The organism is Enterobacter sp. UCD-UG_FMILLET, assembly GCF_000762975.1.
GTDB lineage: Bacteria > Pseudomonadota > Gammaproteobacteria > Enterobacterales > Enterobacteriaceae > Enterobacter > Enterobacter dykesii.
The window spans coordinates 1-12,677 of sequence record NZ_JRJC01000023.1; the positions used below are offsets into that span (position 1 = coordinate 1).

Annotated in this window: 14 protein-coding genes and 1 rRNA gene; 8 read left to right on the top strand and 7 right to left on the bottom strand. The window is 54.3% G+C overall.

From position 1 onward, the window contains the following. Positions 1 to 20 precede the first annotated feature (20 nt). Positions 21 to 1,809: ribosomal RNA gene (locus LA04_RS10305) — 16S ribosomal RNA — on the bottom strand. Between the two features lie 369 nt (positions 1,810 to 2,178). Then, positions 2,179 to 2,745: a D-glycero-beta-D-manno-heptose 1,7-bisphosphate 7-phosphatase gene (gene gmhB, locus LA04_RS10310; protein ID WP_047651460.1), complete on the bottom strand. Its 567-nt coding sequence runs from the start codon at positions 2,743 to 2,745 to the stop codon at positions 2,179 to 2,181. Between the two features lie 188 nt (positions 2,746 to 2,933). Between gmhB and metN the strand changes: the two genes are divergently transcribed. The 6 genes from metN (at position 2,934) to proS (ending at position 8,513) form a co-directional block, all read left to right on the top strand. After that, a complete protein-coding gene (gene metN, locus LA04_RS10315; RefSeq protein ID WP_047651461.1) occupies positions 2,934 to 3,965 on the top strand; it encodes a methionine ABC transporter ATP-binding protein MetN in 1,032 nt (343 codons plus the stop codon). Further along, the gene (locus tag LA04_RS10320; RefSeq protein ID WP_014168730.1) at positions 3,958 to 4,611 is read left to right on the top strand and encodes a methionine ABC transporter permease MetI; all 654 of its coding nucleotides are present in this window, start codon (positions 3,958 to 3,960) and stop codon (positions 4,609 to 4,611) included. Before metN ends, LA04_RS10320 begins: the two co-directional genes overlap by 8 nt. Before the next feature lie 40 nt (positions 4,612 to 4,651). Next, positions 4,652 to 5,467, top strand: a complete 816-nt coding sequence (gene metQ / locus LA04_RS10325; protein ID WP_014168729.1) for a methionine ABC transporter substrate-binding lipoprotein MetQ — start codon at positions 4,652 to 4,654, stop codon at positions 5,465 to 5,467. Positions 5,468 to 5,573: 106 nt separating this feature from the next. Then, the gene (rcsF, locus tag LA04_RS10330; protein WP_008501883.1) at positions 5,574 to 5,978 is read left to right on the top strand and encodes an Rcs stress response system protein RcsF; all 405 of its coding nucleotides are present in this window, start codon (positions 5,574 to 5,576) and stop codon (positions 5,976 to 5,978) included. Beyond that, the gene (gene tsaA / locus LA04_RS10335) at positions 5,975 to 6,682 is read left to right on the top strand and encodes a tRNA (N6-threonylcarbamoyladenosine(37)-N6)-methyltransferase TrmO (RefSeq protein ID WP_039260568.1); all 708 of its coding nucleotides are present in this window, start codon (positions 5,975 to 5,977) and stop codon (positions 6,680 to 6,682) included. The genes rcsF and tsaA overlap by 4 nt, the downstream gene beginning before the upstream one ends. Positions 6,683 to 6,794: 112 nt before the next feature. Beyond that, on the top strand, positions 6,795 to 8,513 hold the full coding sequence (gene proS / locus LA04_RS10340) for a proline--tRNA ligase (protein ID WP_047651462.1): 1,719 nt from the start codon (positions 6,795 to 6,797) through the stop codon (positions 8,511 to 8,513). A gap of 47 nt (positions 8,514 to 8,560) precedes the next feature. Here proS and nlpE read toward each other — a convergent pair whose 3' ends face one another. The 3 genes from nlpE to LA04_RS10355 are packed head-to-tail and all read right to left on the bottom strand — an operon-like array spanning position 8,561 to position 10,258. Beyond that, positions 8,561 to 9,259 carry an envelope stress response activation lipoprotein NlpE gene (gene nlpE, locus LA04_RS10345; protein WP_047651463.1) on the bottom strand — a complete coding sequence of 233 codons (699 nt, stop codon included), beginning with the start codon at positions 9,257 to 9,259 and terminating at the stop codon, positions 8,561 to 8,563. 34 nt (positions 9,260 to 9,293) lie between these two features. Next, positions 9,294 to 9,716 carry an alternative ribosome rescue aminoacyl-tRNA hydrolase ArfB gene (gene arfB / locus LA04_RS10350; RefSeq protein WP_032649720.1) on the bottom strand — a complete coding sequence of 141 codons (423 nt, stop codon included), beginning with the start codon at positions 9,714 to 9,716 and terminating at the stop codon, positions 9,294 to 9,296. Then, on the bottom strand, positions 9,713 to 10,258 hold the full coding sequence (locus LA04_RS10355; protein WP_047651465.1) for a YaeQ family protein: 546 nt from the start codon (positions 10,256 to 10,258) through the stop codon (positions 9,713 to 9,715). Before LA04_RS10355 ends, arfB begins: the two co-directional genes overlap by 4 nt. Positions 10,259 to 10,454: 196 nt before the next feature. On the opposite strand from LA04_RS10355, the gene LA04_RS10360 reads away from it, so the two are divergent. Next, positions 10,455 to 10,655, top strand: a complete 201-nt coding sequence (locus tag LA04_RS10360) for a YaeP family protein (protein ID WP_008501889.1) — start codon at positions 10,455 to 10,457, stop codon at positions 10,653 to 10,655. After that, positions 10,642 to 10,902 carry a Rho-binding antiterminator gene (rof, locus tag LA04_RS10365; protein ID WP_008501890.1) on the top strand — a complete coding sequence of 87 codons (261 nt, stop codon included), beginning with the start codon at positions 10,642 to 10,644 and terminating at the stop codon, positions 10,900 to 10,902. Before LA04_RS10360 ends, rof begins: the two co-directional genes overlap by 14 nt. 28 nt (positions 10,903 to 10,930) lie before the next feature. Here rof and tilS read toward each other — a convergent pair whose 3' ends face one another. Together tilS and LA04_RS10375 are read right to left on the bottom strand one after the other, a co-directional pair. Further along, entirely contained in the window at positions 10,931 to 12,220 is a 1,290-nt protein-coding gene (tilS, locus tag LA04_RS10370; protein WP_047651466.1) for a tRNA lysidine(34) synthetase TilS, read from the bottom strand. Positions 12,221 to 12,278: 58 nt separating this feature from the next. After that, a complete protein-coding gene (locus LA04_RS10375) occupies positions 12,279 to 12,668 on the bottom strand; it encodes a VOC family protein (protein WP_029741193.1) in 390 nt (129 codons plus the stop codon). Positions 12,669 to 12,677 lie beyond the last annotated feature (9 nt).

Genomic DNA, 12,677 nt, shown 5'->3' on the forward strand with positions numbered 1-12,677 from the left:
CAAAGGCAGGTTCTTTAAGGTAAGGAGGTGATCCAACCGCAGGTTCCCCTACGGTTACCTTGTTACGACTTCACCCCAGTCATGAATCACAAAGTGGTAAGCGCCCTCCCGAAGGTTAAGCTACCTACTTCTTTTGCAACCCACTCCCATGGTGTGACGGGCGGTGTGTACAAGGCCCGGGAACGTATTCACCGTAGCATTCTGATCTACGATTACTAGCGATTCCGACTTCATGGAGTCGAGTTGCAGACTCCAATCCGGACTACGACGCACTTTATGAGGTCCGCTTGCTCTCGCGAGGTCGCTTCTCTTTGTATGCGCCATTGTAGCACGTGTGTAGCCCTACTCGTAAGGGCCATGATGACTTGACGTCATCCCCACCTTCCTCCAGTTTATCACTGGCAGTCTCCTTTGAGTTCCCGGCCKRACCGCTGGCAACAAAGGATAAGGGTTGCGCTCGTTGCGGGACTTAACCCAACATTTCACAACACGAGCTGACGACAGCCATGCAGCACCTGTCTCAGAGTTCCCGAAGGCACCAAAGCATCTCTGCTAAGTTCTCTGGATGTCAAGAGTAGGTAAGGTTCTTCGCGTTGCATCGAATTAAACCACATGCTCCACCGCTTGTGCGGGCCCCCGTCAATTCATTTGAGTTTTAACCTTGCGGCCGTACTCCCCAGGCGGTCGACTTAACGCGTTAGCTCCGGAAGCCACGCCTCAAGGGCACAACCTCCAAGTCGACATCGTTTACGGCGTGGACTACCAGGGTATCTAATCCTGTTTGCTCCCCACGCTTTCGCACNAAGTTCTCTGGATGTCAAGAGTAGGTAAGGTTCTTCGCGTTGCATCGAATTAAACCACATGCTCCACCGCTTGTGCGGGCCCCCGTCAATTCATTTGAGTTTTAACCTTGCGGCCGTACTCCCCAGGCGGTCGACTTAACGCGTTAGCTCCGGAAGCCACGCCTCAAGGGCACAACCTCCAAGTCGACATCGTTTACGGCGTGGACTACCAGGGTATCTAATCCTGTTTGCTCCCCACGCTTTCGCACCTGAGCGTCAGTCTTTGTCCAGGGGGCCGCCTTCGCCACCGGTATTCCTCCAGATCTCTACGCATTTCACCGCTACACCTGGAATTCTACCCCCCTCTACAAGACTCTAGCCTGCCAGTTTCGAATGCAGTTCCCAGGTTGAGCCCGGGGATTTCACATCCGACTTGACAGACCGCCTGCGTGCGCTTTACGCCCAGTAATTCCGATTAACGCTTGCACCCTCCGTATTACCGCGGCTGCTGGCACGGAGTTAGCCGGTGCTTCTTCTGCGGGTAACGTCAATTGCTGWGGTTATTAACCWCAACACCTTCCTCCCCGCTGAAAGTACTTTACAACCCGAAGGCCTTCTTCATACACGCGGCATGGCTGCATCAGGCTTGCGCCCATTGTGCAATATTCCCCACTGCTGCCTCCCGTAGGAGTCTGGACCGTGTCTCAGTTCCAGTGTGGCTGGTCATCCTCTCAGACCAGCTAGGGATCGTCGCCTAGGTGAGCCGTTACCCCACCTACTAGCTAATCCCATCTGGGCACATCTGATGGCAAGAGGCCCGAAGGTCCCCCTCTTTGGTCTTGCGACGTTATGCGGTATTAGCTACCGTTTCCAGTAGTTATCCCCCTCCATCAGGCAGTTTCCCAGACATTACTCACCCGTCCGCCGCTCGTCACCCGGGAGCAAGCTCCCTGTGTTACCGCTCGACTTGCATGTGTTAGGCCTGCCGCCAGCGTTCAATCTGAGCCATGATCAAACTCTTCAATTTAAGTTTGATGCTCGTGAATTAAACTTCGTAATGAATTACGTATGTTCACTCAGAGACTTGGTATTCATTTWTYGTCCGARGACGTTAAGAATCCATGTCACTTTGAGTGCCCACACAGATTGTCTGATAAATTGTTAAAGAGCAGTGCAACGCGGCTTTCGCTCACCGTTGCGAGGTGGCGTATATTACGCTTTCCTCTTTCAGAGTCAACCCGTTATTTCAGGATTTTTTCTCTTCAACCGAACCGGCTGTTGTGTGAAGTGATTCACATCCGCCGTGTCGATGGAGGCGCATTATAGGGGGCCGCCGAGGAATGACAAGCGGAAAAATGCATTTTTATTTCAACCGCTCATCTTTTCGCCAAAAAGGCTATTTTTGGTGCTTTTTAATCTCTTTTGGCAGATCGGCCAGACTATTAATCACCCAATCCGCTGCATTTTCTGCTTCTGGCGTCACTGGCTTACCGGTGCGAACTAATATTTTGGTTCCTACGCCCGCTGCTGCTGCTGCCTGCATATCTTCCAGTTTATCGCCCACCATATAAGAAGCAGCCATATCGATGTGCAGGAACTCCTGTGCAGAGATGAACATCCCCGGATGCGGCTTACGGCAGTCACAGGTCTGGCGATACGCTTCTACCGTACCCTGCGGGTGGTGCGGACAATAGTAGATGCCGTCGAGATCCACACCGCGGTCGGCCAACGACCAGTCCATCCATTCCGTCAGCGTCTCGAACTGCGCTTCGGTGAATTTACCGCGTGCAATACCGGACTGGTTCGTCACAACCACCAGCGCATAACCAATCTCTTTCAGTTGGCGCATGGCATCTATTACGCCCTCGATAAACTCGAATTCATCAATCTCATGGACATAACCGTGATCCACATTAATAGTGCCGTCACGATCGAGAAAAATTGCGGGTACTGATTTTGCCACCGGTTTGCTCCTGAAAAAGGCATGTTCGACTAGTATCTCATGAATCGCAGCGCAATAAAGTGCTCATCGTACAGAGTTGGATTGATTTAGACGTCTGGATGCCTTAACATCCGTTTTGTTTACGGTCATCACCCGTATCTGGCAGAAGAAAATGCCACGGCTAACTTACATACGATAAAAATAATCTAATGATTAAACTTTCCAATATCACCAAAGTGTTCCAGCAGGGGAACCGAACCATTCAGGCGCTGAACAACGTCAGCCTGCATGTTCCTGCTGGTCAAATTTATGGCGTCATTGGCGCATCGGGTGCAGGTAAAAGCACGCTGATTCGTTGTGTTAACCTGCTTGAGCGCCCAACCCAGGGCAGCGTAGAAGTTGGCGGCCAGGAACTTACCGCCCTTTCAGAGAAAGAACTCACCAAAGCGCGTCGTCAGATTGGCATGATCTTCCAGCACTTTAACCTGCTGGCTTCCCGCACCGTGTTTGGCAACGTTGCCTTACCGCTTGAACTGGATAACACGCCGAAAGAAGAAGTGAAGCGTCGCGTTACCGAGCTGCTCGACCTCGTGGGTCTGGGCGATAAGCATGATAGCTACCCGGCAAACCTGTCCGGTGGGCAAAAGCAGCGTGTCGCCATTGCCCGCGCGCTGGCAAGCAACCCTAAGGTACTGCTGTGCGATGAAGCCACCAGCGCACTGGATCCGGCCACCACGCGTTCGATTCTGGAACTGCTGAAAGACATTAACCGTCGCCTGGGCCTGACGATCCTCCTTATTACACATGAGATGGACGTGGTGAAACGCATCTGCGACTGCGTGGCGGTCATCAGCAACGGTGAACTGATCGAGCAGGACACGGTAAGTGAAGTGTTCTCGCATCCGAAGACGCCGCTGGCACAGCAGTTCATCCAGTCCACGCTGCATCTGGATATTCCGGAAGATTATCTGGAGCGTTTGAAAACCGAACCCGAAGCAAACAGCGTCCCGATGCTGCGTATGGAGTTCACCGGTCAGTCCGTTGACGCTCCCCTGCTTTCCGAAACCGCGCGTCGCTTTAACGTGAACAACAACATCATCAGCGCGCAGATGGATTACGCAGGTGGCGTGAAGTTCGGCATCATGCTGACAGAAATGCACGGCACACAAGAAGAAACCCAGGCCGCAATTGCCTGGCTGCAGGAACACCACGTAAAAGTAGAGGTACTGGGTTATGTCTGAGCCGATGATGTGGCTGCTGGTTCGCGGCGTTTGGGAAACGCTGGCAATGACCTTTGTCTCTGGCTTCTTTGGTTTTGTGATTGGCCTGCCGGTCGGCGTATTGCTGTACGTGACGCGTCCGGGTCAAATCATTGAGAACGCGAAACTGTACCGTACGCTCTCCGCGCTGGTGAACATCTTCCGTTCTATTCCCTTCATTATTCTGCTGGTGTGGATGATTCCGTTTACCCGCGTGATCGTCGGAACGTCTATCGGACTGCAGGCGGCCATTGTTCCGCTGACCGTGGGGGCTGCGCCGTTTATCGCCCGTATGGTGGAAAACGCCCTGCTGGAGATCCCAACAGGTTTGATCGAAGCCTCACGCGCGATGGGCGCAACGCCGATGCAGATCGTCCGCAAAGTTCTGCTCCCGGAAGCACTGCCAGGCCTGGTGAACGCGGCAACCATCACGCTCATCACGCTGGTCGGTTATTCCGCAATGGGTGGCGCAGTTGGCGCTGGCGGTTTAGGTCAGATTGGTTACCAGTACGGCTATATTGGATATAACGCGACCGTGATGAATACCGTACTGGTATTGCTGGTTGTTCTGGTTTATTTAATCCAGTTCTCCGGCGATCGCATCGTCCGGACCGTTACTCACAAATAACGTTACACACAACACAAACTCTACGAGTTAAGGATAAAACATGGCGTTTAAATTAAAGACCTTCGCAGCAGTAGGCGCGCTGATCGGCTCTCTGGCACTGGTGGGTTGCGGTCAGGATGAAAAAGATCCAAACCACATTAAAGTGGGCGTTATCGTGGGTGCAGAACAGCAGGTTGCGGAAGTTGCTCAGAAAGTGGCGAAAGAGAAATATGGCCTGGACGTGGAGCTGGTAACCTTTAACGATTACGTTCTGCCGAACGAAGCGCTGAGCAAAGGCGATATCGACGCTAACGCCTTCCAGCATAAGCCATATCTGGATCAGCAGATCAAAGATCGCGGTTATAAACTGGTGGGTGTCGGTAACACCTTCGTTTATCCAATTGCCGGTTACTCTAAGAAAATTAAATCGCTGGACGAGTTGCAGCCGGGCTCTCAGGTTGCCGTGCCTAACGACCCAACCAACCTTGGTCGTTCCCTGCTGCTGCTGCAGAAAGTGGGCCTGATCAAACTGAAAGACGGTGTTGGCCTGCTGCCAACCGTTCTGGACGTCACCGAGAACCCGAAAAATCTGAAAATTGTTGAACTGGAAGCACCGCAGCTGCCACGTTCTCTGGACGATGCGCAGATTGCCCTGGCCGTTATCAACACCACTTACGCCAGCCAGATTGGCCTGACGCCAGCCAAAGATGGTATCTTCGTTGAAGATAAAGACTCCCCGTACGTTAACCTGATCGTGACTCGCGAAGACAACAAGGACGCGGAAAACGTGAAGAAATTCGTTCAGGCCTATCAGTCAGATGAAGTTTACCAGGAAGCCAACAAAGTGTTTAACGGCGGCGCTGTTAAAGGCTGGTAATCTCACCTCAGTGTAATATCATCAGGACGGGCTTATGCCCGTCTTGTCATTTGTGCAGTCAACTGATTCAATATCTGACGTTTTGATTATCCATTGAGGAACTATTATGCGTGCTTTACCGATCTGTCTTTTAGCACTCATGCTGAGCGGCTGTTCTATGCTAAGCAGATCTCCCGTTGAACCTGTTCAAAGCACGGCAACCCCGCCAAAGACCGAGCCTGCGAAACCGAAAGTGGTTCGCCCTGCGCCGGTTCGCATTATCACGAAAGCGGACGAACTCGTTGGTAAGCCGTTCCGTGAACTGGGCGAAGTGAGCGGCGAATCCTGCCAGGCGACCAATCAGGACTCACCACCGAATATTCCGACAGCGCGTAAACGCATGCAGATTAATGCCGCAAAAATGAAAGCTAACGCGGTCCTGCTGCACAGCTGCGAAGTCACCAGCGGCACGCCGGGCTGCTACCGTCAGGCGGTTTGCATCGGTTCTGCGCTGAACATCACGGCGAAATGAGTGCATTTCAGTTCGAGCAGATAGGCGTTATCCACTCTCCTTATAAAGAGAAGTTCGCCGTCCCCCGCCAGCCCGGTCTGGTCACCAGCGGAAGCGGTGAACTTCACCTGATTGCGCCTTACAATCAGGCCGATGCGGTACGCGGGCTCGAGGCTTTCAGCCATTTATGGGTGGTGTTCGTGTTTCACCAGACGATGGAAGGCGGCTGGCGACCTACCGTGCGCCCTCCTCGTCTTGGCGGAAATGCGAGAATGGGCGTGTTTGCGACGCGCTCGACCTTCCGCCCAAACCCGATTGGAATGTCGCTGGTTGAACTGAAAGGCATACGCTGCCAGAAAGATCGGGTGATACTTGAGTTAGGTAGCCTCGACCTGGTAGACGGCACGCCGGTAATCGACATAAAACCCTATTTGCCCTTCGCCGAAGCGCTCCCGGACGCGCGTGCAAGTTATGCTCAGGACGCGCCGCAGGCGGATATGCCTGTGTATTTTACGCCAGAGATAACCGCGCAGCTTGGTCAACTGGAGAAACGCTATCCTCGCTTACGGGATTTCATCACCGAAGTTTTGGCACAGGACCCGCGTCCGGCCTACCGTAAAGAAGAGGAAGAAGGAAAAACGTACGCCGTCTGGCTGCTTGATTTCAACGTTCGCTGGCGCGTCACCGGGGCAGGTTTTGAAGTGTTTGCCCTTGAACCCAGGTAATTTTGTTCTCCTCTCTTTTGGCATCTTTGCCACACTGGTAAACTAAACCACTTTTTTTGTGTCAGGCTGGTGTTTCAGCCTGTTCCAATCGTCGAAATGGAACCGTAACAACATGCGTACTAGCCAATATCTGCTCTCCACTCTGAAGGAGACGCCTGCCGACGCCGAAGTGATCAGCCATCAGCTGATGCTGCGCGCCGGGATGATCCGCAAGCTGGCCTCCGGGTTATACACCTGGCTGCCGACCGGCGTGCGCGTCCTGAAAAAAGTCGAAAACATCGTGCGTGAAGAGATGAACAACGCCGGTGCTATCGAGGTGTCCATGCCTGTGGTTCAGCCCGCTGACCTGTGGCAGGAGAGCGGCCGTTGGGAGCAATATGGTCCTGAACTGCTGCGCTTCGTCGATCGCGGCGAGCGTCCGTTCGTTCTCGGCCCAACGCATGAAGAAGTCATTACCGACCTGATTCGTAACGAGCTGAGCTCTTACAAACAGCTGCCGCTGAACTTCTTCCAGATCCAGACCAAGTTCCGTGACGAAGTTCGCCCACGTTTCGGCGTCATGCGCTCTCGCGAATTCCTGATGAAAGATGCCTACTCTTTCCATACCTCTCAGGAATCCCTGCAAGAGACGTACGACGCAATGTACGCGGCATACAGCAAAATATTCTCCCGCATGGGTCTGGATTTCCGCGCTGTGCAGGCTGATACCGGCTCCATCGGCGGTAGCGCCTCCCATGAGTTCCAGGTACTGGCGCAGAGCGGTGAAGACGATGTGATCTTCTCTGACTCTTCAGACTACGCAGCGAACATCGAATTTGCAGAAGCGCTGGCACCAAAAGAACCGCGCGGCCCGGCAACGCAAGAGATGACGCTGGTTGATACGCCAAACGCGAAAACCATTGCCGAGCTGGTTGAGCAATTCAATCTGCCTGTCGAAAAAACCGTGAAAACGCTGCTGGTAAAATCCACCGAAGGCAGCGCTTACCCGCTGGTTGCCCTGCTGGTGCGTGGCGATCATGAGCTGAACGAAGTAAAAGCCGAAAAGCTGCCGCAGGTAGCCAGCCCGCTCACCTTTGCAACGGAAGCGGAAATCCGCGCCGTGGTGAATGCGGGTCCAGGTTCACTGGGTCCAGTCAATCTGCCGGTGCCGGTTGTTATTGACCGCACGGTTGCTGCAATGAGCGACTTCTCCGCCGGTGCGAACATCGACGGTAAACACTACTTCGGCATCAACTGGGATCGCGACGTGGCGACGCCGGAAGTGGCTGACATCCGTAACGTGGTTGCAGGCGATCCAAGCCCGGACGGCCAGGGTACCCTGATGATTAAGCGCGGCATCGAAGTCGGTCACATCTTCCAGCTGGGTGATAAATACTCTCGCGCGCTGAACGCGGCTGTTCAGGGTGAAGATGGCCGTAACCAGATCCTGACCATGGGTTGCTACGGTATCGGGGTGACGCGCGTGGTGGCTGCGGCGATTGAGCAGAACTACGACGAACGCGGCATCGTCTGGCCGGACAATATTGCGCCGTTCCAGGTGGCCATTCTGCCAATGAACATGCACAAGTCTTACCGCGTGCAGGAACTGGCCGAGAAGCTGTATTCCGAGCTGCGCGCTCAGGGTATCGAAGTGCTGATGGATGACCGTAAAGAGCGTCCGGGCGTGATGTTTGCCGATATGGAACTGATCGGTATTCCACACACCGTCGTCATCGGCGACCGTAACCTCGACAGCGATGAGATTGAATACAAATACCGTCGCAGCGGCGAAAAACAGATGATCAAGACCGGCGACATTCTTGATTACCTGGTGAAAGCCATCAAAGGCTAAACAAAAAACCCCGCTCAGGCGGGGTTTTTTAATGGCTCAGCGTCGGCTTATTTACTGTTACAGTCTTTACCCGCTACAAATTTCGCGTCTTTATCCGCCACCAGCGTTTTCACCATCTCTCCGCTATCCGGGTTTGGCTCCAGCGTAAAGTGACCATCCACCGTCAGCAATATCGGCTTGCTGTCATTACCGCGCGCCACAGCGTAATCACGTTCAAGCTGCGCATTGTTTGCCACGCTAACCTTCTTGCCGGTTGCGCAGTCGGTAAAGATCGCCGCATCCGCCATATAGAAGTACATCCCCCGCATCGCCATCGGCGTGGCAGGCAGAGCCGCTTTTACCGGCGCCAGCGTGTAGTTGAACTGGGATTCAATCGGGTTGCCTTCGCGGTCAAGCATCTCCATCCCCTCGCCTTTAGCGCGGAAAAAGGTTTTCTCACCGGTGGTATCCGTCAGGACCAGCTTCTCCGCCGTACGCGCCCATGTTCCATAAGTTGCAAAAGAAGAAGGCTCTTTTGCGCCCTGATAGCGCTGGTTCATCACCCAGGTGCCATCTTTTTGCAGGAACAGCGACGTTTCAATGCCTTCGCAGTCCGCGCAAGGCAATACGCCGCGCCAGCTTTGCTGCATTGGTTTTAATTCTTCCGTTTGCGTGGGTTGTAAAACCTGCGTTTCGGAGCGGTTGTTACACCCAAAAAGCGCAAACAGCGTACTCGCTGCCAGCGCTGACCATAATACTTTTTTCACAATGAATTCCTTATGAAAAGTGTGTTCCCTTTCGTCACTCTGTCGGGCGACGAACTTTACCGCGTAGTGCTTTCACTGTGGACTTTTGGGCCTTCGAGGACAACCGACGCTCTTTCGATGCGCGGGTTGGCCGCGTTGCCCGGCGGCTTTTTTGTACTGCCGTTAACTCTTTGATGACCGCCACCAGCCTGGCTATCGCCGCTTCCCGGTTGAGCTCCTGGCTGCGGTACTCCTGGGCTTTGATCACAATCACGCCATCGCTGGTGATCAGGTGATGGCTGGCGGCAAGCAGGCTTTCTTTATAATACTCTGGCAGGCTTGAGGCCCGAATGTCAAAACGCAAATGGATAGCCGTCGACGCCTTGTTGACGTGCTGCCCGCCAGCCCCCTGAGCACGGATGGCGGTGATCTCCAGCTCGTTGTCAGGAATGCTGACGTTTCGGGACAAGACGATCATGACGCGGGTTGCCACGCCGCTAAATGAATTTCCAGATTATTCCGAGAGTCAGAGAGCCAGATGGCGCCATCCTGAATCGTCGCCTGCAAAACCATGGTCCGGCTGGCGAACTCGCTCAGCTGCGCCAGCTGCTCATCATCCAGATACCAGACCGTGAGATTTTTAAACTGTCCGCACTTGCTCTTGTTTTGCTGCCACCAAATCTCCGCAGCGCGCTGATTATAAGCGAATAAGGCCACTTCAGCGGACTGGGTGCAGGCCTTTTTAATTCTGCGCTCGTCCGGCAGGCCGAGTTCGATCCACAAATCGATACCCAGATGATCGTTGCGCAGCCAGGCTTCAGGCTCGTCTTCTGCGCTTAGCCCACGGGAAAACTGCAGACGTTCGTCGGCATACTTAATCCACGCCAGCAGGCGCAGCATCATGCGCTCCTGGGTTTCGGAGGGGTGGCGTGCCAGCGTAAGCGACGCGTCGAGGAACTGGTTGCGATCCAGATCGGCCACATTGACCACTGCTTTATAAATTGTCGCTTTCAGCGCCATGAGAGAACTCCATTCGAATCAGGCACTCATTGTAGCGAAAACCGCGGCAAAAGGCTGTTATGGGGTAATAAATACACCGCTATCAAGGCGCTGATATTGCTTAAATGAGTATGGTATAGTCACCTTGCTAAACCGAGTTTATCTTCGTAGGCTTAATGATATCTCACAGTAAGTCAGTGCGCTGGCGGGAGGGGATGTGAATAATTATTGTGAGTTAATTCGCAAACGGTATGCGGAAATCGCCAGCGGAGATCTGGGGTATGTCCCGGACGCGTTGGGCTGTGTATTGAAAGTGCTTAATGAAGTGGCCTCTGATGAGAGCCTTTCAGAGTCGGTCAGGGAAAAAGCAGCGTATGCTGCGGCGAATTTACTGGTGAGCGATTATGTCGATGAATGATACTTATCAACCCATCAATTGTGATGACTATGACAACCTCGAACTCGCCTGCCAGCATCATTTATTACTGACGCTGGAGCTAAAAGATGGCGAAGTGTTGAAGGCGAAAGCCAGTGATCTGGTTTCACGTAAAAATGTGGAATACCTGATAGTGGAAGATGCCGGTGCGACGCGTGAGCTGCGTCTGGACAAAATAGCCAGCTTCAGCCACCCGCAAATCGGCACCGTCGTGGTGAGCGAATCCTGATGACACTAACGGGCAGCCTGGCTGCCCGTTACGCTTTCTGCCACTCAAAACGGACACCCTCTTCTGACCACCCCTCTTCCGTGATGAACACCCCTGCAGCAGCAATCAGCGCTTCACCGTAGAACAGCAGCGGCGTGGTGTCGCGCAGCCACGGCGGCACGTTATACTCCTGCCATATTTTCTTCAGCTTCCGGCCCCCGTTGCGCCCGACGATATGCAGCATGCCGCCAGCCTTAAAGCGCACGGTGACCGGTTCATCGGGCTTCGGCAGCCGCACATGACCAGACGACAGGAGAGAAACGCGTCCTGCCTCACAGGGCAATATCAGGGGCGCGTCAGGAGAAAACCAGTCGAGCACGACACTGGTCAGCGAGGGCATGGATTTTATCCACCAGAGTTCCCCTTTATAGCGTCTAACCTCAAACCCGTTCAGGTGGACGCACGGGGAAGCATCATCCCGCGCCAGAGCGACTTCGTCCCAGATACGGCTCAGCATTGTCCGTGACGGCATCGTAGCATCATGAGAGGCCAGCCAGCGTCGTAGCAGCGCGGCGCGACGCACCGGACTCATCGCTGTCAGCGGTGCAATGGCCAGCGCTCCGTCTTTTGAAATCAGTTCAGCGAGTTCGTCACTTAACAGCTCGTCCAGCAGCGATTCCTGTTCGGCGCACAGCATGGCGCTTCTTGCCGTCGCGTCGGCGAAATGCGGCCAGCGCTCGCTCAATAGCGGGAGGACGCGCAGACGCAGGAAGTTACGATCATAGCCGTCATCCTGGTTACTCTCATCTTCGATCCAGCTCAGCTGATGCTCTCGCGCCCAGGCTTCCAGTGAGGCACGCGTCTCGCCAAGCAGCGGGCGCAGTAACGTTGTGCCGGCAAATGCCGAACGCGCCGGCATGGCAGAAAGCCCCGCCGGCCCGCTGCCCCGCTTAAGCGCCAGCAGAAAGGTTTCGCACTGATCGTCCAGATGCTGGGCCGTTACCAGCGCTTCTCCAGTACGTAATGCCCCGGCAAACGCGGCATAGCGGGCTTTACGTGCCTGCGCCTCGATGCCCAGTCCTTCCTCCGCAAGCATGACGCGTTCAACGATGAGCGGGATCGACCAGGCTGCACACAAGGCTTCGCAGTGCGCCACCCACTCCTCTGCGTGAGGACTTAATCCGTGATGAATATGCATCGCCTGTAGCTGGACGTCAGGTTCCCGATCGCGCCAAAGCTTAAGGCGATGCAGCAACACGGTAGAATCAAGGCCACCGCTAAACCCCACCAGCAGCTGGCGGTACGGTGAAACGGCGTGTGCGATAGCGGGTAAGGTCATAGGGAATTACACATAAAAAATGCCCGAACTGAGCGGGCATTATCACACAGGACGAAGATTACTGCTGATAAAGCTCCAGCGGCAGGCCGTCCGGATCGTTGAAAAAGGTAAAGCGCTTGTCGGTGAACGGATCGACGCGGATCGCTTCACACGTCACGCCGTGCGCTTCCAGATGTTTTACTGCGCTATCCAGGTCATCGACGCTGAAGGCAAGATGACGCAGGCCACAGGCTTCCGGCCGGGACGGACGCGCAGGCGGAAAAGGAAAAGAGAACAGTTCAATCACATACTGCCCGTTTAACGCCAGGTCGCCCTTCCAGGAGTCACGCTCCTCGCGGTAGGCCTCGCTCATGAGCGTAAAGCCCAGGATGTCGCAGTAAAAGGCCTTACTTTTCGCGTAATCGGTCGCAATGATCGCAATATGATGAACCTGTTTTAAACCCAGCATAGCTTCTCC

Excerpts from the sequence above, each read along its gene's own strand:
- metN (WP_047651461.1), top strand. The coding sequence starts at position 2,934 with ATGATTAAACTTTCCAATATCACCAAAGTGTTCCAGCAGGGGAACCGA.
- LA04_RS10320 (WP_014168730.1), top strand. The coding sequence starts at position 3,958 with ATGTCTGAGCCGATGATGTGGCTGCTGGTTCGCGGCGTTTGGGAAACG.
- metQ (WP_014168729.1), top strand. The coding sequence starts at position 4,652 with ATGGCGTTTAAATTAAAGACCTTCGCAGCAGTAGGCGCGCTGATCGGC.
- rcsF (WP_008501883.1), top strand. The coding sequence starts at position 5,574 with ATGCGTGCTTTACCGATCTGTCTTTTAGCACTCATGCTGAGCGGCTGT.
- tsaA (WP_039260568.1), top strand. The coding sequence starts at position 5,975 with ATGAGTGCATTTCAGTTCGAGCAGATAGGCGTTATCCACTCTCCTTAT.
- proS (WP_047651462.1), top strand. The coding sequence starts at position 6,795 with ATGCGTACTAGCCAATATCTGCTCTCCACTCTGAAGGAGACGCCTGCC.
- arfB (WP_032649720.1), bottom strand. The coding sequence starts at position 9,716 with ATGATCGTCTTGTCCCGAAACGTCAGCATTCCTGACAACGAGCTGGAG.
- LA04_RS10355 (WP_047651465.1), bottom strand. The coding sequence starts at position 10,258 with ATGGCGCTGAAAGCGACAATTTATAAAGCAGTGGTCAATGTGGCCGAT.
- rof (WP_008501890.1), top strand. The coding sequence starts at position 10,642 with ATGTCGATGAATGATACTTATCAACCCATCAATTGTGATGACTATGAC.
- tilS (WP_047651466.1), bottom strand. The coding sequence starts at position 12,220 with ATGACCTTACCCGCTATCGCACACGCCGTTTCACCGTACCGCCAGCTG.
- LA04_RS10375 (WP_029741193.1), bottom strand. The coding sequence starts at position 12,668 with ATGCTGGGTTTAAAACAGGTTCATCATATTGCGATCATTGCGACCGAT.